At 39.2% G+C, this 25,155-nt stretch carries 22 protein-coding genes; 19 read left to right on the plus strand and 3 right to left on the minus strand.

Features of this window, described 5'->3' with window-relative positions; genetic code table 11:
• The 15 genes from A0125_RS11625 (at position 1) to A0125_RS11695 (ending at position 16,647) form a co-directional block, all read left to right on the plus strand.
• Positions 1 to 1,134 carry a glycosyltransferase gene (locus A0125_RS11625; RefSeq protein ID WP_066756237.1) on the plus strand — a complete coding sequence of 378 codons (1,134 nt, stop codon included), beginning with the start codon at positions 1 to 3 and terminating at the stop codon, positions 1,132 to 1,134.
• Positions 1,127 to 2,269 (plus strand): glycosyltransferase, encoded by a 1,143-nt coding sequence (locus A0125_RS11630; RefSeq protein ID WP_066756240.1) that lies wholly within the window; start codon positions 1,127 to 1,129, stop codon positions 2,267 to 2,269. Before A0125_RS11625 ends, A0125_RS11630 begins: the two co-directional genes overlap by 8 nt.
• Positions 2,270 to 2,393: 124 nt before the next feature.
• Complete coding sequence (locus A0125_RS11635; RefSeq protein ID WP_066756243.1) at positions 2,394 to 2,849, plus strand: S24/S26 family peptidase; 456 nt, start codon at positions 2,394 to 2,396, stop codon at positions 2,847 to 2,849.
• Complete coding sequence (locus A0125_RS11640; RefSeq protein WP_066756246.1) at positions 2,846 to 3,121, plus strand: PqqD family protein; 276 nt, start codon at positions 2,846 to 2,848, stop codon at positions 3,119 to 3,121. The genes A0125_RS11635 and A0125_RS11640 overlap by 4 nt, the downstream gene beginning before the upstream one ends.
• Positions 3,122 to 3,127: 6 nt before the next feature.
• The gene (locus A0125_RS11645) at positions 3,128 to 4,204 is read left to right on the plus strand and encodes a nucleotidyltransferase domain-containing protein (RefSeq protein WP_197464862.1); all 1,077 of its coding nucleotides are present in this window, start codon (positions 3,128 to 3,130) and stop codon (positions 4,202 to 4,204) included.
• Positions 4,205 to 4,213: 9 nt separating this feature from the next.
• Positions 4,214 to 5,176 carry an ABC transporter transmembrane domain-containing protein gene (locus tag A0125_RS11650; RefSeq protein WP_082785018.1) on the plus strand — a complete coding sequence of 321 codons (963 nt, stop codon included), beginning with the start codon at positions 4,214 to 4,216 and terminating at the stop codon, positions 5,174 to 5,176.
• Positions 5,177 to 5,259: 83 nt separating this feature from the next.
• A complete protein-coding gene (locus tag A0125_RS11655) occupies positions 5,260 to 5,838 on the plus strand; it encodes an ATP-binding cassette domain-containing protein (protein WP_262507300.1) in 579 nt (192 codons plus the stop codon).
• Positions 5,839 to 5,844: 6 nt separating this feature from the next.
• A complete protein-coding gene (locus A0125_RS11660) occupies positions 5,845 to 6,768 on the plus strand; it encodes a hypothetical protein (protein WP_066756257.1) in 924 nt (307 codons plus the stop codon).
• 13 nt (positions 6,769 to 6,781) lie between these two features.
• Positions 6,782 to 7,573: a polysaccharide biosynthesis/export family protein gene (locus A0125_RS11665; RefSeq protein ID WP_066756260.1), complete on the plus strand. Its 792-nt coding sequence runs from the start codon at positions 6,782 to 6,784 to the stop codon at positions 7,571 to 7,573.
• 8 nt (positions 7,574 to 7,581) lie between these two features.
• Positions 7,582 to 9,927, plus strand: a complete 2,346-nt coding sequence (locus A0125_RS11670) for a GumC family protein (RefSeq protein ID WP_066756263.1) — start codon at positions 7,582 to 7,584, stop codon at positions 9,925 to 9,927.
• Positions 9,928 to 9,955: 28 nt separating this feature from the next.
• Positions 9,956 to 10,342 carry a Co2+/Mg2+ efflux protein ApaG gene (gene apaG / locus A0125_RS11675; RefSeq protein WP_066756266.1) on the plus strand — a complete coding sequence of 129 codons (387 nt, stop codon included), beginning with the start codon at positions 9,956 to 9,958 and terminating at the stop codon, positions 10,340 to 10,342.
• 100 nt (positions 10,343 to 10,442) lie between these two features.
• The gene (locus tag A0125_RS11680) at positions 10,443 to 11,108 is read left to right on the plus strand and encodes an NAD-dependent epimerase/dehydratase family protein (RefSeq protein ID WP_066756269.1); all 666 of its coding nucleotides are present in this window, start codon (positions 10,443 to 10,445) and stop codon (positions 11,106 to 11,108) included.
• Complete coding sequence (locus A0125_RS11685) at positions 11,105 to 12,970, plus strand: ABC-F family ATP-binding cassette domain-containing protein (RefSeq protein ID WP_066756272.1); 1,866 nt, start codon at positions 11,105 to 11,107, stop codon at positions 12,968 to 12,970. The genes A0125_RS11680 and A0125_RS11685 overlap by 4 nt, the downstream gene beginning before the upstream one ends.
• 54 nt (positions 12,971 to 13,024) lie before the next feature.
• Complete coding sequence (mnmG, locus tag A0125_RS11690; protein WP_066756274.1) at positions 13,025 to 14,881, plus strand: tRNA uridine-5-carboxymethylaminomethyl(34) synthesis enzyme MnmG; 1,857 nt, start codon at positions 13,025 to 13,027, stop codon at positions 14,879 to 14,881.
• Positions 14,882 to 15,039: 158 nt separating this feature from the next.
• A complete protein-coding gene (locus tag A0125_RS11695) occupies positions 15,040 to 16,647 on the plus strand; it encodes an Ig-like domain-containing domain (RefSeq protein WP_231863222.1) in 1,608 nt (535 codons plus the stop codon).
• Here the strand turns inward: A0125_RS11695 and A0125_RS11700 are convergent.
• Entirely contained in the window at positions 16,644 to 17,174 is a 531-nt protein-coding gene (locus A0125_RS11700) for a gamma carbonic anhydrase family protein (RefSeq protein ID WP_066756284.1), read from the minus strand. The genes A0125_RS11695 and A0125_RS11700 overlap by 4 nt on opposite strands.
• 16 nt (positions 17,175 to 17,190) lie before the next feature.
• Positions 17,191 to 18,783, minus strand: a complete 1,593-nt coding sequence (gene nadB, locus A0125_RS11705; RefSeq protein ID WP_066756287.1) for an L-aspartate oxidase — start codon at positions 18,781 to 18,783, stop codon at positions 17,191 to 17,193.
• Positions 18,784 to 19,262: 479 nt separating this feature from the next.
• Here nadB and nadA point away from each other — a divergent pair, with 479 nt between their 5' ends.
• Both nadA and thiL read left to right on the plus strand, forming a co-directional pair.
• Positions 19,263 to 20,261: a quinolinate synthase NadA gene (gene nadA, locus A0125_RS11710; protein WP_066756288.1), complete on the plus strand. Its 999-nt coding sequence runs from the start codon at positions 19,263 to 19,265 to the stop codon at positions 20,259 to 20,261.
• 22 nt (positions 20,262 to 20,283) lie between these two features.
• On the plus strand, positions 20,284 to 21,321 hold the full coding sequence (thiL, locus tag A0125_RS11715) for a thiamine-phosphate kinase (RefSeq protein ID WP_066756290.1): 1,038 nt from the start codon (positions 20,284 to 20,286) through the stop codon (positions 21,319 to 21,321).
• A 94-nt stretch (positions 21,322 to 21,415) separates the two neighbouring features.
• Here thiL and A0125_RS11720 read toward each other — a convergent pair whose 3' ends face one another.
• Positions 21,416 to 23,023 carry an acyl-CoA carboxylase subunit beta gene (locus tag A0125_RS11720; protein ID WP_066756293.1) on the minus strand — a complete coding sequence of 536 codons (1,608 nt, stop codon included), beginning with the start codon at positions 23,021 to 23,023 and terminating at the stop codon, positions 21,416 to 21,418.
• 138 nt (positions 23,024 to 23,161) lie between these two features.
• On the opposite strand from A0125_RS11720, the gene A0125_RS11725 reads away from it, so the two are divergent.
• Both A0125_RS11725 and A0125_RS11730 read left to right on the plus strand, forming a co-directional pair.
• Positions 23,162 to 24,316 (plus strand): acyl-CoA dehydrogenase family protein, encoded by a 1,155-nt coding sequence (locus A0125_RS11725; protein WP_066756300.1) that lies wholly within the window; start codon positions 23,162 to 23,164, stop codon positions 24,314 to 24,316.
• On the plus strand, positions 24,306 to 25,154 hold the full coding sequence (locus A0125_RS11730) for a beta/alpha barrel domain-containing protein (protein ID WP_066756302.1): 849 nt from the start codon (positions 24,306 to 24,308) through the stop codon (positions 25,152 to 25,154). Before A0125_RS11725 ends, A0125_RS11730 begins: the two co-directional genes overlap by 11 nt.
• Position 25,155 lies beyond the last annotated feature (1 nt).

A 25,155-nucleotide genomic window follows, 5' to 3' on the forward strand; every position in this document is an offset into this window, starting at 1 on the left:
ATGAAAGAAAGCTCTGATAAAAAGAGAAAAACCATAGTTATTTCTGCGGTAAACTTAGTAGAGGCGGGCACTTTGACTATTTTAAAAGACTGTTTGTCTTACCTTTCTTCGTTGGCTACTGATGACCCCACATATCGTGTTATTGCCATTGTGTTCGATAAAAAGTTAGCTTATTTTCCCAATATCGAATACTTGGAGACGCAATGGCCGAAGAAACGTTGGATTAACCGCTTGTGGTATGAATACGTAAGTCTAAAAGCGATTTCTAAGCAAATTGGTACTATTGATTTATGGTTTTCACTGCACGATACCAGTCCGTCGGTCATAGCGAAGCGTCGTGCAGTATATTGTCATAACACATATGCATTCTATAAACGCAAAATGCATGACTGGCTATTTTCACCAAAAATTGCCGCATTTTCAGTTTTTACCAAATACATTTATCGTACAAATATTCATCAAAATAATTTTCTGGTTGTACAGCAAGTTTGGTTTAGAGAAGGCATGTCAGAGATGTTTGGTTTTGACAAACAACGAATTATCGTCGCTCCGCCAGAGCAGGAGAAACAAATTCCTATTGGTAATTTTGAGCAGTCTTCGGATGATTTATATCGATTTGTATACGCCGCTTCGCCCAATAGTCACAAAAACTTCGAGGTGCTATGTGCCGCCGCTGAAATACTGGAAAAGGTAGGAGTGGATAATTTTGAAATCCGCATTACTGTAAAAGGCAATGAAAACGCTTATGCAAAATGGTTGTACAAAAGATGGGGGCATCTCAAAACGATTAACTTTGGTGGATTTGTAGATAGAAAATCGCTATTTGACATTTACGCGATAAGTAATTGTATGATTTTTCCATCTAAAGTTGAAAGTTGGGGTTTACCGATTTCGGAATTTGCTTTATTTAATAAGCCCATGCTATTAGCAGATCTCCCATACACGCATGAGACAGCCGCAGGGAGCCAGTCGGTTGCTTTCTTTGATCCGCAGAATGCACGAAGTTTAGCTTCTCAAATGGAACAGCTTATAAAGGGTGATACAGCATTTCTTAAGACAGTGACCAATAGCCCGATCGAAAAACCGGTAGCGCACAGTTGGGGCGCACTATTTAACACGTTATTACATGACTAAGATCAACGATCAACAATACAGAGTTTTGCAAGTAGGAAAATTCTATCCTATTAGAGGTGGAGTCGAAAAAGTAATGTACGACTTGATGATCGGCCTATCCAAAAGAAATATATACTGTGACATGCTGTGTGCCAGTACAGAAAATTTTGAGGCAGGTGAAATAAAAATCAACGAGTATGCGCGTGTATTTGTGGTACCTACACAAATAAAATTAGCATCGACTATGCTTGCGCCGTCTATGATTTCGCAGCTTCGCAAAATCTGTCATCATTATAGTGTGATCCACATTCATCATCCGGATCCAATGGCTTGTCTTTCTTTATTTTTATCTGGCTATAAAGGTAAAATTGTGTTGCATTGGCATAGCGACATTGTGAAACAAAAGAAACTTCTCGCGTTGTACAAGCCTTTACAAGATTGGATAATTAAACGTGCTGATATTATCGTGGGAACCTCGCCGACCTATGTGCAGGAATCTCCTTTTTTACAAAATGTGCAGCATAAGGTTACCTATATCCCGATAGGCGTTGAGCCGTTACAACCAGATAAAAGCATATCAAGTAGTATCCGAAAAAAATATGCTGGCAAGAAAATTATTTTTGCACTGGGTCGTTTAGTCGAGTACAAAGGCTATCAGTATATGATCGAGGCCATGAAACTTTTAGATGATAGTTTTCAGCTAATAATTGGCGGCAAAGGGCCTTTAAAAGAAGAGTTACAAAACCTGATTGCATCATTAGGTCTTAAGCATCGTGTCGAGCTCATCGACTACATTCCAGATCATGAGGTGCCCAGCTACTACGATATTTGCGATATTTTCTGCTTAAGCTCTACTCAAAAGACTGAAGCTTTTGCCATTGTACAAATCGAAGCCATGTCTCTTGGTAAGCCAATCGTTTCTACTCATATAGAAGGCTCTGGCGTAAGTTGGGTAAATGCCGATAAAGTTTCTGGACTTGTGGTAGCGAAAGAAAATATTGAAGCTCTAGCCAGTGCAATACGTACTTTGGCCGAAGATGAAACTTTATATCAAAAAATTAGCGGGGGTTCTCTAGATCGCTATGAGACGTTTTTCACCGATCAACGCATGATAGACAAAACTATTGCTATTTATGAAAATAGTACTGCTTGCTAATGGATTCTCAATATTGTAGCGATTCGTCGACAAGCGCATAGATATTTTAGGTTGCCTAATACAAGCTGTTTCTCATCTCGGCACAAAAAGGTAGATTTGTTATTAAGATAATCTGGTTCTTTCTATGGCAAAAACTTTATCGAAAACCATCGAAAACCATCTTTTTTTCCAACATGTACAAGAGTATATTGATGATGGTAAGGATGTCGTTTTTTCGGTACGAGGCTCCAGTATGAGTCCTTTTTTAAAAGAACGTGACCTTATCACGATAAAACCACTGAAAGACAAAGATTTGAAAGCCGGCCATATCGTATTGGCACGTTATAAAAAAGGGTATATTCTTCACCGTGTCATTCGGATAGATAAAGAGTTTCTTTTCCTGGCGGGTGATGCCAATTTAGTACAAATAGAAAAAGTAGATCGTAATGCTGTTGTTGGCTTTCTTAGTGAAGCTACTCGAGACAAAAAAGACATTCCGCTTTACACATCACGCATGTTGTGCTATGCAAAATTGTGGTATTATATACGACCTATTAGAAGAGTCTGGATCAAATTGTTTATTCGTAAAATAAACCCATGAAGTTAAGAAAAGAATTAAAATTAAGAAAAATAGGAAAAGACTATATTATTGTAGAACCTGGTCAAGATAAAGTCGATCTCTCAAAAGTATATACCTTAAATGAAACAGCCGCTTGGTTGTGGGAAGAGCTGCATCCTCAAGAATTTTCTAAAGAGGATATGGTAAAAAAACTGGTGGAGGAATACGACGTTACGGAAGAGCAAGCCAATAAAGATATTCAGAAATTGCTCGACATTTTTGTAGCTCAAAAATTACTTGACGAAAATTATTAACAAATAGTGAAAGCACGGCGTGTATTTCTTACTTTATTGCGATCAGGTCTTTGGAATAGCCCCGTGGCTGATTTTGAAGATTTTCCGTTGTCTTCTAAACAATGGCACGATCTGTTTCACATCGCACTAAGTCATACCGTTGAAGGACTTGTCTATCAAGGCTTAATTACTTTGCCTGATCATTTATTACCTCCTCGATCTTTGGCTTTATCCTGGACAGTGCGTGTAGAACAAATTGAACAGCGCAATGATTGGATGGATGAGCAAGTGAGTACCCAAACACATTTCTTTGCTAATCATGGATTGCATCCCTTTCTTTTGAAAGGCCAAGGTGTAGCACGTTATTACGACAAGCCAAGAGTTAGACTTCCAGGAGATATTGATTGGTTTTTTAATAACAAACAGGATTACAATCTAGCTAGAAAACTGTTATCTGATCAGGGCGTGTCTATAAAATCCGTACCTGGTTTTAGTACGTACGCCATTTGGAATAATACCGAGGTTGAGTTGCATCGTAGGATGATCGATATTCACAACCCCTTCAAATTAAAGTATACGAAGAGTCTTTATAAATCCGAAGCTTCGATCTCGCAATCCGTTAGGCATCATGGTGTTTGTTGGAACTTACCTTCTGCTTTACTCATGCATGTTTCGGTTACTGTTCACATCTTAAAGCATCTATTGGCCTATGGAATAGGTTTGAGACAGCTTTGCGATGCCGCACGTGTATGTTATTCGCTCAAAGAAGAACTAGATTCTTCAAAATTGAGCTTTGTATATCGGCAGTTTGGAATGCTTAAATTTGTCAATGTCTTGCACGGTCTTCTTGTAGAATACCTAGGTTTACCAGAAGATCGAGTACCTATTCCTTACAGTAAGCATTCTTTTGCAGAAACTATGATGCAGGATGTATGGGAGGCAGGTAATTTTGGCTTTTCGGCAGATGCAACAGGCACTTCAGACGGTAGTCGCAAAGTAGTAGATCTGCGGATCTGGAAAAATATGGTCAAATATCTTCCATTTGCACGTATGGAAGCTTCATCTTTTCCGTTTGTACACTTTTATTCACGTTTTAGTAACTAACCGTCGTCCATGACTTATACGTTTCGACAGCATACGAACTGGATTAGAACCTTTGTAAAAGGGTATCGAGTAAGGTTGTCGTTATATTTTGTGTTAGAACTTATTGGAATAGCCCTGTCCCTTCTTTTCGTTTACTGGTCCAAAGTAGCTATTGATCGTGCAACTGCCGATTTTGAAAAGGAGATCGCTCCCATATTGCTGTTGATTGTGCTTGCTGCAGTGGGAGGTGTAGTACTTCGTGCTGCATCTAGTTGGATTGATGAGAATACACGGTTGCGAATGAGTGTTGAGCTTCAAAACACATTGACCAAAGAGCAGATGTCATCTAGTTGGGCTTCGATAAAAAAAAGGCATACTGGTGATCTAATGCTTAGGCTTCAAGAAGATAGTAAAGAAGTGATACAAATGATCGGTTCTTCCGCAATATCATTTGCAATTACTATAATAAAGCTCTTGGCTTCTCTATTTTTTCTTTGGAGTATGGATCCAGTTTTAGCCGCTATGATACTTTTCATCACGCCGCTATTCTTATTCTCCAAGATCTATTTTAAGAAGATGAGAATTCTGAATCAAGAGGCAAAAGCGGCAGACAGTGCTGTAGCAAACATCGTACAAGAAAATTTGCGATTCAGGATGATTATCCAAGCACTTGGTCTTTTTGGCTACCGAGCAAGCAAGCTTCAGCAGGAACAAAGTCGGCTTCTTCAATTAAAAATGCGGCAAATCAACTTCAGTTTGATCAGTAATACGATTGTACGCGTTACTATGAGTGCTGGATATCTGATTGCTTTTATTTGGGGAGTTTATCGCCTACACCATCAAGAGATTTCATTTGGAACAATGACTGCTTTTCTGCAATTAGTAGGTCGCATTCAGAATCCTATACTTTCAGCTGCGGCCTTTTTTCCTAGTTTTGTTCGTTTTAGAGTTTCTTTAGATCGTATTCTTGAACTTTTCAATGAAAAAAAATAACATTACCTTCTCCGATAAAATTAGAAACACTTCAAAAAATAACTTTTGATAAAGTTTCTTTTAAATATGAAGAAGCTAATGTCATAAATGATTTATCTTTTCAAGTTAGTAGGGGCAAACCATTAGCAATATTAGGGAGCAGTGGACGGGGCAAAACTACATTGATGCGCCTTTTGCTGGCTTTATGCTCGCCCGACAGTGGAAAAATTTTGCTCGAAGATGGACAGGATAAAGCACATGTATTACAGGAAAATTATCGTTCAAACTTTGCTTATGTTCCTCAAGGAAATTCCTTATTCACAGGCACCATAAGGGAAAATATAATGGGTGTCCAATCGATTTCAATGGAAGAAATTAATCAAGCGCTGAACGTAGCATGTGCAAATTTTGTCCATGATTTGCCGCAAGGAATACATACCTTTATAGGTGAATCAGGATATGGCTTATCGGAAGGACAAGCGCAACGAATTGCTATTGCTAGGGCTGTGATACAAAAGGTACCTGTATGGCTTTTTGACGAACCGACATCCGCTTTAGATGATGAAACATCAAGCCAATTAATACGACATTTATTTTCTGAAGGACGAAATAAAATTTTGATATTTGTAACGCATGATTTGAAATTAGCGGAACGTTGTGATACATCGGTTTATTTGCACTAACTAAAAATGAAGAACGAAACTAACCAAAAGCCTTCTGTACTCCAATCTTTCTACTACACTATCGCAAACTTAACGCTCGAAGTGCAATCTGATACGGGCCTTGATATTGATAGTTTTCTGCCGAGTTTCGAAGATTTTCGAACAGATGCAGCTTTGGCTGGCAAGCCGATAAGTAGAGTACTCATCACCAAAGAACGTTTTGATAAGCCGCCAACTGGAGCCAAACTTTTAAGTGATATATCCATTGTATGGGGCAACCGTTTCAAATTTTTTGAAATGCCGGATGAATACGTTACCACCATCATGAGCGCACATTCGCCAGGTACTTGGTTCATGACAAGTAAGAAGGATTTTTCTCAATCAATTGTACATTGGGTCTACGATTCAGTGGCGCCCATCGAAATCATAAGTTGGCTATTAATGGTAACTTTTGCTCAATCTGCGTTATTGTACAAAACGATCTTAATCCACGCTTCAGTCATCGAAAAAGGGTCAGAAGGCTTCGCTTTTCTAGGTAAAAGCGGAACTGGCAAGAGCACACATAGTAATCTGTGGAAAAAATATATCTCTGGATCAAAGCTCCTGAATGATGATAACCCCGCTGTCAAAATTGAGAACGATGGCAAGGTTCGTATCTATGGCACACCATGGAGTGGCAAAACACCTTGCTACAGAAATGTGGGTGTAGATTTGCGAGCAATTGTGAGACTTAAACAAGCCCCGTTCAACAAAATGAGTTGGCACACAGGACAATTTGCCTTTATCGCATTATTGCCTAGCTGCTCGGCATTACGTTGGAATCAAGATCTATTTAGCAGCATGGCAGATTTGGTAGAACATATCGTAACGAATGTACCTATAGGGGAGCTGGAATGTCTGCCTACAGAAGAGGCCGCTCAGTTGTGTGCATCTGAAATTGAAAAAGCTTAAATCATAAAAGTACATGAAAAAATACCTAATCTTTACGGCCTTAATTTCTCTTTTTTCATTGCATTCTTGTATCATAGCCAAGAAAGTAGTCTATGTTAAGGATATGCAGGAGGGTGTGGCATATCCCACTGTCGCTGCCGCACCTATACGGATTCAAAAAAATGATCGTCTAAGTATAACAGTAAGTTCCAAAAATCCAGAATTAGCTGCTCCGTTTAATCTAGATATTGGCAGTTATGGTATTGACTCTGATGGGCAGGCCAATATCCGCTCTGGTCAATCAAATAATACGTTTTTAGTAGATACTGATGGCCAAATTAATTATCCCATCATTGGACCACTCAGTATTGAAGGTCTTACTATCGACGGTGTGAGAGATTTAATTTGGGAAAATTTGGTAAATAAAAAGCTTATTGCGGAACCCATCGTTAAAGTTGAATTAATTAACGTTAAAATCACGATGATGGGAGAAGTACAATCCGTAGGTATTTTAGATATTCCGGATACACGCATCACTTTGCTCGATGCATTGGCTCGTTCGGGAGGACTGACTGCGAATGCGGTTCCAGATAAGGTGAGTGTCATTCGTGAAGAAAACGGCGTACGCAAAATGTATATGAATGATATAGAATCAAGCAATATTTTTAATTCTCCGACATTCTTTCTTCAGCAAAATGATATTGTCTACGTACATCCTAAAGGACCAGTTCCATCCGCTAGAGAAAATAATACTTTACGATACATGGGTTTACTTACTAGCTCTGCTGGATTAGTAATCACTATTTTAATATTAATAAATCGATAGTCTTTTTTATGCTAAAAGATCAAAATACTACAGAATCAGAAGATAAGTCGATCAATGTACTTGACTTACTGAAGTATCTTTTTTTTCATTGGAAGTGGTTTCTTCTTTCCGTATTATTCTTTGGAGGCTATTATTACTATCAATATAGTAAGACTCCGTTTGTATACAGTAAGTCGGCCATCTTAATGGTTAAAACTCCTGAGAATACCAACGTGACAGCTCGTTTTACACGTAGCTCGATGATTAATACTATCAGTGTTGCTAGCGAAGTGCTGCAGTTAAAATCAAAAGAGTTGATGCGTCATACGATTGCTGAAATTCAGGGAGATATATCCTATTCGAAAACCGAAGGATTACGCAATATCGAGCTGTATAAAGATTCACCAATTCGAGTCAGCTTTTCGAATATTGATACGGAAGCCCGGGCATCAATGACCATTGTACCGAGAGATTCAAATACTGTAGATTTTCTTCTGCTTGACAAAGATGATATCATTCATAGTCAAAAAGTTAAATTAAATGTTGAAACGAAAACACCTCTAGGACTTTTAACAATATCTCCTAGCAAATTTTATAAACCTTCTTTTTTTGGTGAAGAAATCTCGGTAACAAAAGTACCAAGAGAGAGTATGGTTTCGTATTTTCTTTCCAGAATGAATATCTCACAGATCGAAGAAGATGCCGGTCTGTTGCAACTTACATTAGAGGATCACTCTCCAAAAAGGGCTGTAGACCTTATTAAAACTTTAGTAGAGGTATACAACGAGCAAACCATAGAAGAAAAGAACAGAATTGCCGTTAGCACAGCCGATTTCATTCGAGAACGCATCGCTATAATTGAACAAGATCTTGGTACAGTAGAATCGGATCTAGAGCGTATAAAAATTGATAATAGTGGCATGGATGTTAAAGACGCCGCTAGCATGTATATCACTGAAAGTAGAAGCTATTTGAATAGTAGTCGCGAACTCGAAACACAATTGAGCCTCGCCGAAATGATGCGAGATTATATTTACGATGCTAGCAGATCTGATCGACTCATACCAACAAATATGGGATTAGCAGACTTAAACGTAGAACGCCACATCAATGACTATAATAGTGCCCTTTTACGAAGAAATCGATTACTAGAAGGCAACAACTCCAATAATCCTGTAGTACAGGATATCGAGCAGTCTTTAAGCTATAATAGACAAAATATTGAGCGTGCTGTTGACAATGCTATTAACGGATTGCGCATAAGGGTGCAAAATGCTCAAAGAGACATGGAAATGGCACAAAGAGACGCCATCTCCATGCCAGCTAAACAACGGCAAGTATTGGGTATCGAAAGAAATCAGAAAGTCAAAGAAGAATTATATATTCTACTCTTAAATAAGCGAGAAGAGAATGCCCTTAATCAGGCGACTGCTGATGATAATATTCGTGTCATTGATCCCGCATCGGGAAGTGATAGTCCTGTTTCTCCTAAGAAAATTAGAAAAATAGCAATTGGTGTCGGAATCGGATTAGCTATTCCTACCGCAATACTACTGTTAATTTTATTTTTGAATACCTCGGTGCGCGATCGCAAAGATTTGGAAAAATCATTAACTGCACCTTTCTTAGGAGAAATACCTTTTTCCAAGAATAATAAGAAAAATGTGCATGTCGTCGTGCGCGAACAAGCCACAGATCCTGTCACAGAAACCTTTCGTATTCTGCGCACAAATATCGACTTTATGTCAAATGGTAAGAGCAAACAAGTAATTACCTTGACATCACTTACAGAAGGCGTAGGTAAAACTTTTTGTGCGATAAATCTAGCCACGAGTTTAGCTTTTTTAAAGAAAAAGGTCGTGCTGCTGGATTTAGATCTTCGTAAAGGAACTTTAAGTGCCAAAATTAATATACCCAAAAACAAGGGAGTTAGTCATTATCTTGCCGACAGAACAGTATCACTGCAAGATATTCTTTATAAGAATGAAATCTCGGGTATTGTCGATATAATTCCAATTGGAGTAATCGCTCCAAATCCTGTAGAACTCCTACTGAGTGATCGCTTAGACAGTTTAGTAGCAACGCTAAAAGAAGAATATGATTACATAGTAGTAGATAACGTTCCTGTAGGTGTTGTAGCTGACTCTTCAATCATAAATAGAATATCAGAACTGACCATATTTGTTATTCGTGCTGGTAAGATGGATAAAAGACAATTACCGGAAATTGAAAATATCTATCAGCAAGGTACATTAAACAATATGGGTATAGTATTAAATGGTATTCGGAAAGGTCGTGCCGGATATGGTTACGGGTACGGATATGGTTACGGATATGGTTACGGGTATGGTTATGGATATGGAGCAAAGAAATAATCAGTAAAACATATTAATTCTTCAATTTATGGTTAGCCAAATTACATCAGATGTCAAAATATCAGTAGAGTCTATATATCAGCCTGAATACTCTAATCCAGATAATTTACATTATATGTATGCATATCGTATAACTATAGAAAATCAGAGCGCTGAGACACTGCAATTGCTCAGAAGACACTGGGAAATATTTGATGCGATAGGAGAGCATAAGCAAGTGGATGGTGAAGGAGTTGTTGGTCAACAACCAATTTTAGAACCAAACCAAGTTCATCAGTATGCGTCTGGATGCAATCTTAGAAGCGCTATGGGATATATGGAGGGTTTCTATGAGATGCAACGTCTTTCTGACGGCGAATTATTTGCTATAGCTATTCCACGATTTATACTGATTGCTGACTTTGTGCTCAACTGATTGATTAAAAAAATGTCATATTAAGCATCATATGAATACTCTTAAGGAGATTTAACTATCTCTTGCAAAATTATTGTGTACTTTTGACATTTTAGATATTATGTCAACAAAAAAGTCACATGCCCTAGTTTTGGGTGCGAGCGGACTGGTAGGTCTGCACACCACAAAAATGCTTTTACAGCAAAATACGTATGATATAATCTATGCGGTAAGCCGACGTGGAATTCCATTTGAGCATGAAAGATTAATTCAAATTCATGCCGATTATGACACCATCGAATCTAAGCTTAAAGATATACCTATTTATCACATTTTCAGCTGTTTAGGCTCTACAGCAAAGAAGACTCCGGATAAGGAAAATTATTTTAAAATCGATTACGAATATCCGATGAAAGTTGCTCGCTTAGCCTTAAAAAACGGTGCAACCAAATTCACCTTGGTTTCTGCCATTGGCGCCAACGCAAATTCAGGCAATTTTTATGTTGGCATGAAAGGGAAGCTGGAAGAAAGTATCATTAAGCTTAATTTTGACGAGACACATATTATGCGTCCAGCGCTGATCACTGGCGAACGTCCGGATAGTAGACCGACCGAACTATTTGCTACTTGGTTGTTCAAAGTTCTCAATCCATTACTCATCGGGGGCCTTAAAAAATTCAGAAGTATACCGGGTAAAACTATTGCCCAAGCTTTGGTTAACACAGCGAAAGTCAACCAACAGGGAGTATATACCTACAATACCGCACAAATAAAAGAACTAGCGTGAGCATATTAAGTACAGAAAAGTTAAGTCATTCATTTCATGATCGCTGGTTATTTCGTGATTTACACTTCGGCCTGCAGTCCGGCGATCGAGTTGCATTGGTAGGTATAAATGGCACTGGCAAATCCACCCTACTTAAGATATTAGCTGGCGTATTGTCACCAGATCAAGGCACGATAGTCGCCGAACGCGGTATTCGAATTGGATATTTGCCACAAGAGCCAGATTTTGCACATCTTAATACGATTGAAGACTTTATATACAGTGCGGACAACAAGCAACAGCAGCTTATAAAAGAATATGAGCGATTGATAGAGCTAGATCAATGCGATGCTAATGAGCTTGGGCGCATCTCTGATGAACTTACCACGCTAAATGCGTGGGAATATGAGCATCAGATTAAAACGATCTTAAATCGCTTACAAATATCGGATTTTGATAAAAAGATATCAGCCATGTCTGGTGGGCAGCAAAAGCGACTTGCGCTAGCTAAATTGTTGATCGACGAACCCGATGTTTATATATTGGATGAACCTACTAACCACCTGGACATTGAAACAATAGAATGGTTGGAGAAACTTTTAACTTCTGGCAATAAGACCGTATTGATCGTATCTCATGATCGCTATTTCTTGGATCACGTTTGCCAAGAAATTCGAGAATTGGAAAGGGGAGAAGTTTTTCACTATAAAGGCGATTATGCAAACTTCGTTGAGAAAAAGGCCGAAAGACATTTATCTCAAGTGGCTAGCGCAGACAAAGCACGCAATTTATGGAAAAAAGAGTTGGAATGGATGCGTCGCCAACCTAAAGCACGTGGTACAAAATCAAAATCTAGAATAGAGGCATTTTACGATTTGCAAGATAAAAGTAAAGGCCCTACGGAACATGATAAAGTGCAACTAAAGATGCAGGCTTCTCGTCAGGGATCTAAAATTATGGAGATCGACGCGGTGAGCAAATCATTTAAATCTTCTTCTATTATAACTGATTTTACATATACTTTCAAAAAAGGTGATCGTGTAGGATTGGCTGGTAGGAATGGAAGTGGAAAGTCTACGTTTTTAAATTTAATTACGAAATCACTCGAACCAGATAATGGCCACATATCTACTGGAGAAACTACTGTTATTGGATATTACAAACAAGGCGGTTTAGATTTCAGAGAAAATCAGCGCGTTATTGATGTTGTAAAGGATGTTGCGGAGCATATAGACATGGGCAAGGATGGAATTATCACCGCCTCCCAACTTTTAACACAATTTTTGTTTCCGCCAGAGAAACAATTTGGAATGGTTTCTAAGCTAAGTGGTGGAGAGCGTAAGCGATTGCAATTAATGCGTGTTTTGATGCTAAATCCAAACTTTTTGATATTGGATGAGCCCTCGAACGATCTTGATATGGATACTTTAAATATTCTTGAAGATTTCCTAGAGCGTTTTCCAGGCGTTTTATTATTGGTCACACATGACAGGTATTTATTGGATAAACTTACGGATCAATTATTCATATTTGATGGCAGCGGACATGTACAGTTGTATAATGGAAATTATGCTGACTTTAAATTTGAACAGGACGAGCGGCTAAAGGAGGAGAAAAATATTAAATCAAAGGATGCAAATCAGCAAAAGCCAGCTCAAACTACACAAACCAAAAGCAAAATATCATACAAAGAAATGATTGAATTCAATTCGCTTGAGACGGATATACAGCGAATTGAAGATGAAATTACAGCACTTTCGGGAAAACTAATGGAAGTGGAGGATCATATCGAATTAAGCAAAATAGCGCAAGATATTGATCGCTTAAAAAACGAATTAGATAATAAATCGGCGCGTTGGATCGAATTAGCCGAACTAATATAACGTTTCACGTGGAACATATCAGTAATGTTTCACGTGGAACACAGTAAAAGAATCATGTTTGATAAATATAATGTCATAGTGGTAGGTGCGGGGCACGCGGGTTGCGAAGCAGCAGCGGCGGCAGCTAACCTAGGTTCAAAAACACTTTTAATAACAATGAATATGGGTGTTATTGCTCAAATGAGCTGTAACCCCGCAATTGGAGGCGTAGCAAAAGGGCAAATAGTTCGTGAAATTGATGCTATGGGAGGTTATACGGGAATTATTGCCGATAAATCTACTATACAGTTTAGAATGCTTAATCGCTCGAAAGGTCCAGCAATGTGGAGTCCAAGAGCACAGAATGATCGAATGAGATTTGCCGAAGAATGGCGTTGGCAACTAGAAGACATTCCAAATTTAGATATATGGCAAGATACCGTTAAAGAACTAATAGTAGAAGGCGATACTGTGAAAGGTGTGATCACATCTTTGGGAATTAGTATTTCTTCTGATGCTGTTATCTTAACTAACGGTACGTTTCTAAACGGTACAATACATATCGGCGAAAAAAAATTCGGTGGTGGTAGAACGGGAGAAAAAGCTGCAACTGGACTCACTGAACAACTCGTAACCTTAGGTTTCGAGTCTGGCCGAATGAAAACCGGAACTCCTCCACGTATAGATGGCAGAAGTCTTGATTACACAAAAATGGAGGAACAATGGGGAGATGACAATCCCGGTAGATTTTCCTATACAGAAGTGCAGCGCCCTTTGCAAAAACGCTGCTGCTGGATCACTTATACTAATGCAGATGTTCACGAAATACTGAAAACAGGGTTTGAACAATCGCCTATGTTCACAGGCCGTATTAAAGGCTTAGGACCAAGATACTGCCCGTCCATAGAAGACAAAATAAACAGATTCTCTGAGCGGGATCGGCATCAAATCTTTGTCGAACCGGAAGGTTTTAGAACGGTAGAAATATATGTTAACGGTTTCTCCACATCCTTACCAGAGGAAGTGCAGCTCAAAGCACTTCGCTGCATTCCTGGTTTCGAAAAAGCTAAAATGTATAGGCCAGGTTATGCCATCGAATACGATTATTTTCCTCCGATGCAGCTTGACCTAACGTTGGAAACTCAGCGTATTAAACACCTATTTTTCGCAGGCCAAATAAATGGTACAACGGGGTATGAAGAAGCGGCAGCGCAAGGATTCGTAGCTGGTATCAATGCCCACCAACGCATCAATGATCTACAGGAATTGATATTAAAGAGATCAGAATCTTACATTGGTGTTTTAATCGACGATCTTGTCACAAAGGGTACGGATGAACCTTATAGAATGTTTACCTCTCGAGCAGAACATCGCCTATTGCTTCGACAAGACAATGCCGATATTAGGCTTACACCGATAGGCCATAAATTGGGTCTAATAAGCGATGAGCGATTGGAAAGGGTAAAACAAAAGATATCGGAATCGGACCGTATTGTACAATTTTTGCGCAATACAAGTTCGGAACCTGATGAAGTAAATACCGCTCTTTTGGAATGGGGTTCAACAGAGATTAATCAAAAAACTAGACTATTCAATCTACTAAGTCGGCCACAAGTCGATATACAAAGTCTCGCAGCCGTTGACAGTAATCTCAACACTTTCTTGAAAAACTTCGACACCGAAACAATTGAGCAAGCTGAGATAAAAGTGAAATATGATAGTTACTTCGAAAAAGAAATGGAGATCGTGAATAAGATGAAAAAAATGGAGGATAAAGAAATTCACCAGGATTTTGATTATTCAAAAATAAATTCTCTATCTACGGAAGCTCGCCAAAAGTTAGCCAATGTAAAACCGCGTACTTTAGGTCAAGCATCGCGCATTTCGGGGGTATCACCGGCAGATATTAGCATTTTAATGGTTCATATTTAATAAAGTATTGATAATCAAAGTTTTATATAAAATATTTTAGGAAGCAATATAAGCTGATTTAACGCATTATTTTAAAAAATATGAGTACGCTATCCAAAAGCCGTGAAAATCGCTTAAAACGCATAAAAAGCGTATTAAGCAACAACATTAGTTTACTAATGCTTTCTATCACCATCTTGCTTTCTTTTCAGCACTGTGCCAACATGTCGCGGCCTACTGGTGGACCAAAAGATTCCATACCACCAAGTGTCGTAGCTGAACTGCCTGCTAATTTTTCAACCAATTTTACCGAACGAAAAATTCAAATCACATTTGATGAATTTGTAAAAACTACAAACCAACAAAAGGAATTCAGTATATCACCAGATTTGGATATACCTGCCATTTATAAAATTCGCAAAAGAAATTTGCACATAGAACTTCCCGATAGTTTGGAAGAAAATACTACTTATACCATAAATCTCGGTAAAGGCTTAGTGGATTTTAATGAAGGTAATCCTATACTCAATTATACTTATGTGTTTTCGACAGGGCCAGAACTAGATTCTTTGTCAATATCTGGATCAGTGAGCAATGGCTACACACAAGATTTTGATCCAGAGAAGGACAAAGACATTAATGTCATTCTGATTCCCACCAGTAGAGATTCAATTTTTGGAAAGAAAAAAGCTTCCATCTTTACTACCGTGGATACTTCAGGAACATTCACACTGCGTAATTTAAAAGAAGATACATACAGAATTTACGCCATTAAAGAACAGAATAACGATCGTACTTATAATTCACCAGACGAATGGATTGGATTCCTACGGGATAGTATTGTATTGCGAAAAGATACATCGGGTATACACCTAGAGCTTAGTAAAGGCAATCCACTTGATTTTAAGATACTCGAAAGAAAACTCGAAAGTAGTGGTATGGCACTCCTGGTGTTTAATAAAGTTCTGGAAGAACCGATGATCAGATTTTTGGATCCTGTCGTATTGAATGATCAATCCATACCTCGATTTACTCCAACGAATGATTCGGTTAGAATATATCTTCCAAATCTTGAATTTGATTCGCTAAAATTCGAAGTATCTGATAAAACTGGTATTAAAGATACCACAGTGATTCGTAGGCCTAGAAATCTAAAACTAGAAAGAAACATCACACCAAAATTTAGTATTACAAATAAAGTAGATCGTGTAAAACACATCCAATTATCAGCATCGACGCCACTACAACAAGTAGATAAATCAAAAGTTATTCTTATTGAAGATTCTATACCCAGACGTAATTTTCAGTTACAAGCAGACAGTATTCGTGAAGAATTATATCATATCAGGTACAACTGGCGTCCGAAAAGAAACTACGAAATTACGCTAGAAGAAGGGGCAATGCAGGGTTACTTTGGTGAAACCAATAAAGAGGAAAAAATTCAATTTACGATGAACGAGGCTGATAGCTACGGTGATATTTATTTAACGTTTAACGGTCTAGATTCCACACAACAGTACGTAATAGAATTAATATCAGAAAATAAAGAAAAGAAATTTGAGACTGATATACTGTCTTCAAATCATCAACATAACTACACGAAATACCCAACCGGAAAATATAGTATACGCGTCATTTGGGACAGAAATAGGAACGGGAAGTGGGATCCTGCCGATGTATGGACGCTAACTAAACAAGAACCAATTTGGTATCTTGATAGAACATTTACTATTCGAGCTAATTGGGAACAAAACGAAACTATTGACGTTAATTTTACTGTCCGTTAGTCGGACTCATCTGTATCTTTAAACCAAGAGCTATACAGTACGTAATTATGCGGTAATTTGTCTAGTAAAGCCAATTGCTCATCCGTGAGTGGCTTTACTTTCTTTGCAGGCACACCAGCGTAGAGATAACCAGACTCACAAACAGTATTCTCTAAAACAACTGCTCCAGCAGCAATGATTACGTGGCTTTGCAAAACTGCGCGATCCATCACAATAGCGCCCATTCCAACCAATACGTGCGAATGGATCACGCAACCATGTATTATGGCATTGTGCCCGATATTAACGTATGATCCAATATCAGTACCATTCCGCTCGTACGTACCGTGAATAGTGACGTTATCCTGAATATTGGTATAATGACCAATTTTTATATAATTCACATCGCCACGTACCACCGCATTGAACCAAATTGAACAATGCGAGCCAATAGAAACATCGCCAACAACAGTACAATTTGGCGCCAAAAAAGCATCAAGAGGAATATCTGGCACTTTATCTCCTACAGGCAATATAATAGCTGACATAATAATAATATAAAAATTAGTAAATAGTATCTCGTAATTCAGCCGCGTGGTCAGGATAATCTGTCGTATAATGCAAACCACGACTTTCCTTACGTGCCATTGCGGACTTTACAACCAAATAAGCTACCTGAATAACATTGCGCAGTTCACATAGTTTTACAGATAAACGTGTATTCTTGTAGAAAGATTCAGTTTCGTCATATAATAACCACAATCTTCGCATAGCGCGCTCCAAGCGAAAATCAGATCGAACAATACCAACATAATCACTCATTAATTTTTGGGTTTCTCTAAGATTGTGAGTTACCAAAATATCTTCGTTGGACAAACTAGTATCCGTATCGTCCCATTCGGGGATATCATGCCTATAATTTAGCTCTTCATACGTGTTTTCCACATGTTTGAAAATACGATGTGCATAAACTGCAGCTTCTAATAAAGAGTTGGATGCCAAACGATTAGCGCCATGCAAACCAGTCGAGGCACATTCACCGCAAGCGTACAAATGTTGAATACTGGTAGCACCATGGCCATCTACCATAATTCCCCCACATAAATAATGTGCTGCTGGCGACACCGGAATAAAATCTGTGCACATATCGACACCAATCCGCAAACATTGTGCATAAATATTGGGAAAATGTGCAAGGATATCCTCTTTGCTACGATGTGTAATATCCAGATATACATAATCCAAACCGGATTTTTTCATCTCCAAATCAATCGCTCGCGCTACGATATCTCGAGGTGCAAGTGAACCACGTTCATCATATTCTTCCATAAAGGATACGCCATCAGCACGTCGCAAAATACCACCAAAACCACGCACTGCTTCAGAAATAAGAAAAGCTGGATATTCTGAAGGATTAAAAAGCGCAGTCGGATGAAACTGAATGAATTCCATATTTCGCACTTTGCCTTTGGCACGATAGACCATTGCAATACCATCTCCTGTAGCAATGGTTGGGTTCGTCGTACTCGAATACACATGGCCGGCACCGCCACTCGCCATCAAAGTTACTTTAGAAAGAATTTTTTCCACACGGCCCGAAGCCGTATTCAATGCATAAATACCATAACATGCAATATCATCAGAGCGTTTATCCACATGTATACCAACATGATGTTGAGTAATCAAATCTACAGCGAAATAGTGCGTGAGAATCTCAATATTAGGATGCGCGTGAACACGCTCCAGCAGTGCACGCTCGATCTCATAACCTGTAATATCTTTATAATGCAAGATTCGGTGAGCCGAATGTCCGCCTTCTTTGGCTAAATCATAACTACCAGATTCTTCCTTATCGAAACTAGTTCCATAAGCGATCAGTTCTGCAATACGATCGGGGCCTTCCTTAATTACGTGCTCCACCACGTTAGGATCACATAAACCATCTCCTGCTATTAGTGTATCTGCAATATGATCAGCAAAGCTATCTGACGCGTCAATAACCACTGCTACACCACCTTGCGCATATTTTGTATTCGATTCATCTTCATTAGATTTCGTAACGATCAAAACCTTACCCAACGTAGCTGCCTTCAATGCAAAACTCAAACCAGCAATTCCAGAACCTACAACTAAGAAATCAGTAAACTTTTCAGACATCAATGCAAGAAGTAAAATAGAGCAACAAATTAACAAATAATGTGGAAAACATGTCGAAAAACCGTGGAGGGAAAAGTAAAACTTTATTTTATTCCACATTATGACGGTAAACTACACTTTTTGTGAAAACATATTACCAGATCATCACTCCAATATTAACAAAATGTAAACAACAAAGATTTCACATCGTAACATGGAAAAAATAAAAGACCAAAAATTAGATATCTGATAATCAGCTTAAATCTATAGTTCAAATTGTGGATAAGCTGTGGATAAAGTAAAATAACCATATCTCCCCTAAAAATATTAAATCACTTATCCCCATTTTCCACAGACTAATAAACAATAAGATCATTTTATATAAAACTCTTTATTAATTATTGAAAAAAGGGAATGTGGATTTCGTTTGAAATTGTTTCTTTACTTTTGTCTTGTTGCTACGTCATACGACACATCATCAACCCTGCATAGAAGAGAAAATGGATAATACTTTTGATACTGTTTTGGAAGCCAAAGGATACATCGATCAACCTATCGATCCATCGATTGATCTGATCGACGAAATTCAGCGTCTGAAGAAAGAAAAGAATGCCGTAATCTTGGCTCATTATTACCAAGATAGTGAAATACAAGACATCGCGGACTATATCGGCGATAGCTTAGGTTTATCGCAGCAAGCAGCGAAAACCGAAGCCGATGTAATCCTCTTTGCGGGTGTACATTTCATGGCCGAAACGGCCAAGATATTGTCCCCGAAGAAGAAAGTATTATTACCTGATTTGAAAGCAGGATGTTCATTATCAGATAGTTGCCCACCTCACTTATTTGCCAAATTCAAGGAGCAATATCCTGATCATCTGGTAATTACTTATGTGAATTGTACTGCTGAGCTCAAAGCATTATCCGACATCGTATGTACCTCCAGCAATGCTGTCCAAATTGTGGAAAGCTTGCCCAAAGAGCAGAAGATCATCTTTGGACCAGATCGTAATCTTGGAGCCTACGTCAAAAAGAAGACGGGCAGAGATCTTGTACTGTGGAATGGAGCCTGTATGGTACATGAAATTTTCTCTCAGGATAGAATCAATGGTTTGCGATCCGAATATCCAACGGCTAAATTTATCGCGCATCCCGAATGTGAAGATCATATCCTAGCGCAGGCCGATTACATCGGATCTACGTCAGGAATGCTTAAATATACGATTGAAAATTCGGCAGATACATTTATCGTAGCTACCGAATCAGGCATTCTGCATCAGATGCAAAAGGCCAGTCCGAGCAAAATATTTATTCCGGCTCCGCCGAATAATCTGTGCGCTTGCAACGATTGTCCGCATATGAAACTGAATACATTGGAGAAACTGTACAATTGTTTGCACTACGAATTGCCAGAAATCGTGCTGCCGCATGATGTAATACAGCGTGCACAGCAACCTATTGAGCGCATGCTTGAAATCTCTGAGCGTCTGGGATTATAAGTTCACCTTTTACACGAATACTATGTTTGACAATAGCGAAAAGACAGATATCAAAGAATTAGGAGAATTTGGATTGATTGCACATTTAACGCAATCTGTACAATTGACGCAAGCGTCTTCTGTTAAAGGAATCGGCGACGATGCTGCTGTACTTAATTTCGAAGGCAAAAAAACTTTAATTTCTACAGATTTATTATTAGAGAATATTCATTTTGATCTGCGCTATGTGCCTCTGAAACATTTGGGATACAAAGCAGTACAAGTCAATTTGAGTGATATATATGCCATGAATGGTACCGCTTCGCAGATCACGTTCTCGATCGGAATGTCTTCCAAATTTCCGTTGGAAGCTGTTGAAGAGATTTATGAAGGTGTATTATTGGCTTGCAACAAGTACAATGTTGATTTGATTGGCGGCGATACCTCGGCGAGTCACCAAGGATTGGTACTTTCGGTAACCAGTATTGGCTATGCCGATGAAGCAGATATCACGTACCGTTCTGGCGCTAAAGAAGGCGATTTGTTGTGTGTTTCTGGCGATTTGGGTGGTGCGTACGTCGGTTTGCAATTGCTGGAACGTGAAAAACAGATTTTCTTGGAAAATCCTAATATTCAGCCTGATCTGGAAGGAAAGGACTATATTATTGAACGTCAGCTAAAACCGGATGCTCGCGGCGACGTCGTCGAGTTATTGCGGCAGCTGGACATTAAACCCAACGCCATGATCGATGTATCGGATGGTTTGGCATCGGAGATTCTTCATATTGCCAAAGAATCAAATGTAGGTTGTACGATTTATGAGGATAAAATTCCGTTGGATCCGATGACGTATGAGACGGCCAGAGAATTTGGTTTAGATCCAACTATATGTGCATTGAGTGGGGGGGAAGATTATGAGTTATTGTTTACTATTCCACAAGCAGATTATGACAAGGTCAAAAATCAATTGGATATCACCGTAATCGGCCACATGACGGAAGCATCAGCGGGCTGCCAGATGATCTCTAAATCGGGTAAAGTACATCCTTTGCAAGCGCAAGGCTGGAATGCTTTTAAGTAGATAATGCATCGTGCTAACAGATAAGATAAAAAAAGATAAGGCTGTATTTTTGAAAATACAGCCTTATCTTTTTTGATACTAACTTTCTTAAATTCTAAGTTTGAATAACGCCAACATTGTAGCGTTCTATTGTCGGATTTTGATTGGCTGCTTCAATCCCCATCGAAATGATTTTACGCGTGTCTTTTGGATCGATCACTCCATCCACCCATAAGCGTGCTGCTGCGTAATACGGGCTCAATTGCTTTTGATAGGTAGTATTGATTTTCTCTAATAATGCTTCTTTTTCTTGCTCCGTCAGCGCTTTGTTCTGTGCTTTCAGCGTAGCTTCTTGAATTTGTAATAAGGTTTTTCCGGCCGAAGCGCCACTCATCACGGCCATTTGTGCCGTTGGCCAAGCATAGATCAATCGTGGATCATACGCTTTTCCACACATAGCATAGTTTCCTGCGCCATAACTATTTCCGAGCACAAAGGTGAACTTAGGTACGACAGAATTAGCCATGGCATTCACCATTTTTGCGCCGTCTTTAATAATTCCACCTTGTTCCGAACGCGATCCTACCATAAAACCGGTCACATCTTGTAAGAATACCAAAGGAATCTTTTGCTGATTACAATTCATGATAAATCGGGCCGCTTTATCCGCAGAATCCGAATAAATCACACCGCCCATCTGCATTTCGGTCGCATTTCCAGGCTTTTTAGCTTTTACCACCTGCCGCTGATTGGCTACGATACCTACCGCCCAACCATCTACACGCGCTAGCGCACAGATAATGGTTTTTCCGTAATCCCTTTTATATTCTTCCAGACTATCTTTATCCACAATACATTTCAACACCTCATGCATATCATAAGGCTTTAATCTGTCCTGCGGAAAGTATTTGTACAAGTAGTTCGCGTCCTGCGCCGGTTCTGCTGCCGCAATGCGCGAGAAATGTGCCTTATCTTGATGACCAAACTTATCCACAATACCACGAATCGCATCCAGACAGCTTTTGTCATCCGGATATTTATTGTCCGTCACGCCTGAGATTTCGCAGTGCGTTGTCGCGCCGCCCAATGCCTCGTTATCAATCACTTCACCGATCGAAGATTTCACTAAATACGAACCAGCTAAAAATACCGATCCCGTACCTTCCACGATCAAAGCATAATCTGACATGATCGGCAAATATGCGCCACCTGCTACGCAGGAACCCATGATGGCCGATATTTGCGGAATACCCATGGACGAAATCTTGGCATTATTTCTAAAAATCCGTCCAAAATGTTCTTTGTCTGGAAATATTTCGTCCTGCATCGGCAGGTATACACCAGCCGAATCTACCAAGTAGATAATTGGCAAATGATTTTCCATGGCAATTTCTTGCGCGCGCAAATTTTTCTTGGCACTAATGGGAAACCAAGCACCCGCTTTTACCGTCGCATCATTAGAAACCACGATACACAATCGCTGCTGTATATATCCTAAAACGATGACTACGCCACCATTTGGGCAACCGCCATGCTCCGGATACAAATCCTCGCCTGCAAAACTTCCGATTTCTACGTACTCACTATCGGCATCCAATATATAATGCACGCGCTCCCAAGCAGTCATTTTTCCTTTAGATTGGTGTTTTTCTATCTTCTTGATCCCACCACCCAAATGCACTATTTCTAACTTTTTTCGGAATTCAGACAATAAGTTTTCCATACTATGTGTTATCTAATGAAATACTAATTTACAACTGGTTGTATTGTTAAATTTGTATAAATATCATAAAATTTAATTTGTTTTTTATAATATTTGTAAAGTATTTATCACAGCCTTTGTGAGCCTAAGCAAAATTTTATGATGAAAAATTCAGTTGACACAGAACAATTACTAATGATACAGCAAAGTGCAAGGGATTTTGCGCTGGCGCATATCAAACCGTATATCATGGCTTGGGACGAACCCCAGAAATTTCCTATCGAGCTATTTAAGAAATTAGGTGAATACGGTTTCATGGGTATTCTTGTACCCGAAGAATATGGAGGGGCAGGATTAAGCTATCAGGAATATATCGTCGTACTCGACGAAATATCTAAGGTTTGCGGATCTATCGGTCTGTCTGTCGCAGCGCACAATTCATTATGTACTAATCATATTCTTTCTTTTGCCAACGAAGAACAAAAGAAAAAATACCTTCCTAAGCTTGCCACAGGCGAATGGATTGGCGCTTGGGGATTGACGGAAACGGGATCTGGTTCGGATGCTGGCGGACTTTCTACCGTTGGAGTATTAGATGGCGATCATTATGTGATTAATGGCAATAAAACCTTTATCACACATGCCATATCCGGAGATGTAGCTGTCGTGATGGTACGAACGGGAGAGAAAGGTGACAAACATGGCGTTTCGGCATTCATTATAGAAAAAGGGACGCCTGGATTTACAGCTGGTCAGAAGATGGACAAATTAGGTATGCGCGCATCCGAAACAGCGAGTTTATTTTTCGACAATTGCCGCGTACACAAAAGCCAGATGATAGGCGACATCGGTACAGGATTCGTACAAGCATTAAAATTGTTGGATGGCGGGCGAATTTCTATTGCAGCACTGTCATTAGGAATAGCACGAGGCGCATATGAATGTGCTTTGAAATATGCACAAGAGCGAGAGCAGTTCAATAAGCCGATTTTCGAATTTCAAGATGTATCGTTTAAATTAGCAGATATGGCCACAGAGATTCAAGCATCCGAGCTATTAGTACAGCACGCCGCCCAGTTGAAAGATCAGGGTGAGAAGGTAACTAAGGCGGGCGCAATGGCCAAATTGTACGCCTCAGAAACGGCGGTCAAAGTATCTAATGAAAGTGTGCAAATTCACGGAGGTTACGGCTTTACCAAGGATTTTGCTGCCGAGAAGTATTTTAGAGATGCAAAGTTGTGTACCATCGGCGAAGGCACAAGTGCCATTCAGAAAATGGTCATCGCGCGAGAAATAAAGAAAGATGTCGTATAAGGATATTCAAATAATTGATTGTGTACGTGATGCCATTCAGGGATTGGACATACACATTCCTGTACAGCAGAAGATTGATTATATCAACCTTCTGCTATCTAGTAACATTTTTGAATGCCTTGATGTAGGAAGTTTTGTATCTCCCAAAGCGGTACCGCAAATGGCAGATACTGCTACTGTAATTGCAGGTCTGTACAAAACAAATGAGACCAAATTATCAGTTATTGTAGCGAATGAGCGTGGCGCTCTTGAAGCTTTGAATTTTGATATCATCGATTATCTGGGTTACCCGTTCTCGATCTCTGAAACATTTCAACAGCGTAATACAAATAGTAGTATCTCAAAATCGTTTGATCGAGTAAAACTCATGCAGGAACTTGCTACATCAAAAAATAGGGAAATGCTTATTTATATTTCTATGGCATTTGGAAACCCTTATGATGATCCATGGCATCCGGAGCTAGTAGTACAGTGGATACAACAATTACAGAATATCGGCATTACAAATTTTTCTTTAGCAGATACTACCGCAGAAGCCTCAACAAATTGCATCACGGATGTGTTGACTCTGGTTAATCAACATTTCCCGGATCTCCAGCCTAGTATACATCTGCATAGTAGACCAGAGAAAGCATTAGGAAAGATAGATGCTGCGTATGATGCAGGATGTAGAAAGTTTGAGGGAGCTATTCTTGGATATGGTGGCTGCCCTTTTGCACAAGATAATCTAGTAGGAAATATACCAACCGAATTGCTGTTACGTCGTTTCGAAAAAAGCTCTATTGATGAACTGCAACCAATCATCACAGCATTCCAAAAATTAGTAACACCGTATTAGC

The sequence above is a fragment of the Sphingobacterium populi genome (genome assembly GCF_001586775.1).
In the GTDB taxonomy this organism is placed as follows: Bacteria; Bacteroidota; Bacteroidia; order Sphingobacteriales; family Sphingobacteriaceae; genus Sphingobacterium; species Sphingobacterium populi.

Coding starts and splice junctions, on each gene's coding strand:
- A0125_RS11625 (WP_066756237.1), top strand. CDS start 1: ATGAAAGAAAGCTCTGATAAAAAGAGAAAAACCATAGTTATTTCTGCG.
- A0125_RS11630 (WP_066756240.1), top strand. CDS start 1,127: ATGACTAAGATCAACGATCAACAATACAGAGTTTTGCAAGTAGGAAAA.
- A0125_RS11635 (WP_066756243.1), top strand. CDS start 2,394: ATGGCAAAAACTTTATCGAAAACCATCGAAAACCATCTTTTTTTCCAA.
- A0125_RS11640 (WP_066756246.1), top strand. CDS start 2,846: ATGAAGTTAAGAAAAGAATTAAAATTAAGAAAAATAGGAAAAGACTAT.
- A0125_RS11650 (WP_082785018.1), top strand. CDS start 4,214: ATGACTTATACGTTTCGACAGCATACGAACTGGATTAGAACCTTTGTA.
- A0125_RS11660 (WP_066756257.1), top strand. CDS start 5,845: ATGAAGAACGAAACTAACCAAAAGCCTTCTGTACTCCAATCTTTCTAC.
- A0125_RS11665 (WP_066756260.1), top strand. CDS start 6,782: ATGAAAAAATACCTAATCTTTACGGCCTTAATTTCTCTTTTTTCATTG.
- A0125_RS11670 (WP_066756263.1), top strand. CDS start 7,582: ATGCTAAAAGATCAAAATACTACAGAATCAGAAGATAAGTCGATCAAT.
- apaG (WP_066756266.1), top strand. CDS start 9,956: ATGGTTAGCCAAATTACATCAGATGTCAAAATATCAGTAGAGTCTATA.
- A0125_RS11680 (WP_066756269.1), top strand. CDS start 10,443: ATGTCAACAAAAAAGTCACATGCCCTAGTTTTGGGTGCGAGCGGACTG.
- mnmG (WP_066756274.1), top strand. CDS start 13,025: ATGTTTGATAAATATAATGTCATAGTGGTAGGTGCGGGGCACGCGGGT.
- A0125_RS11695 (WP_231863222.1), top strand. CDS start 15,040: ATGCTTTCTATCACCATCTTGCTTTCTTTTCAGCACTGTGCCAACATG.
- A0125_RS11700 (WP_066756284.1), bottom strand. CDS start 17,174: ATGTCAGCTATTATATTGCCTGTAGGAGATAAAGTGCCAGATATTCCT.
- nadB (WP_066756287.1), bottom strand. CDS start 18,783: ATGTCTGAAAAGTTTACTGATTTCTTAGTTGTAGGTTCTGGAATTGCT.
- nadA (WP_066756288.1), top strand. CDS start 19,263: ATGGATAATACTTTTGATACTGTTTTGGAAGCCAAAGGATACATCGAT.
- thiL (WP_066756290.1), top strand. CDS start 20,284: ATGTTTGACAATAGCGAAAAGACAGATATCAAAGAATTAGGAGAATTT.
- A0125_RS11720 (WP_066756293.1), bottom strand. CDS start 23,023: ATGGAAAACTTATTGTCTGAATTCCGAAAAAAGTTAGAAATAGTGCAT.
- A0125_RS11725 (WP_066756300.1), top strand. CDS start 23,162: ATGATGAAAAATTCAGTTGACACAGAACAATTACTAATGATACAGCAA.
- A0125_RS11730 (WP_066756302.1), top strand. CDS start 24,306: ATGTCGTATAAGGATATTCAAATAATTGATTGTGTACGTGATGCCATT.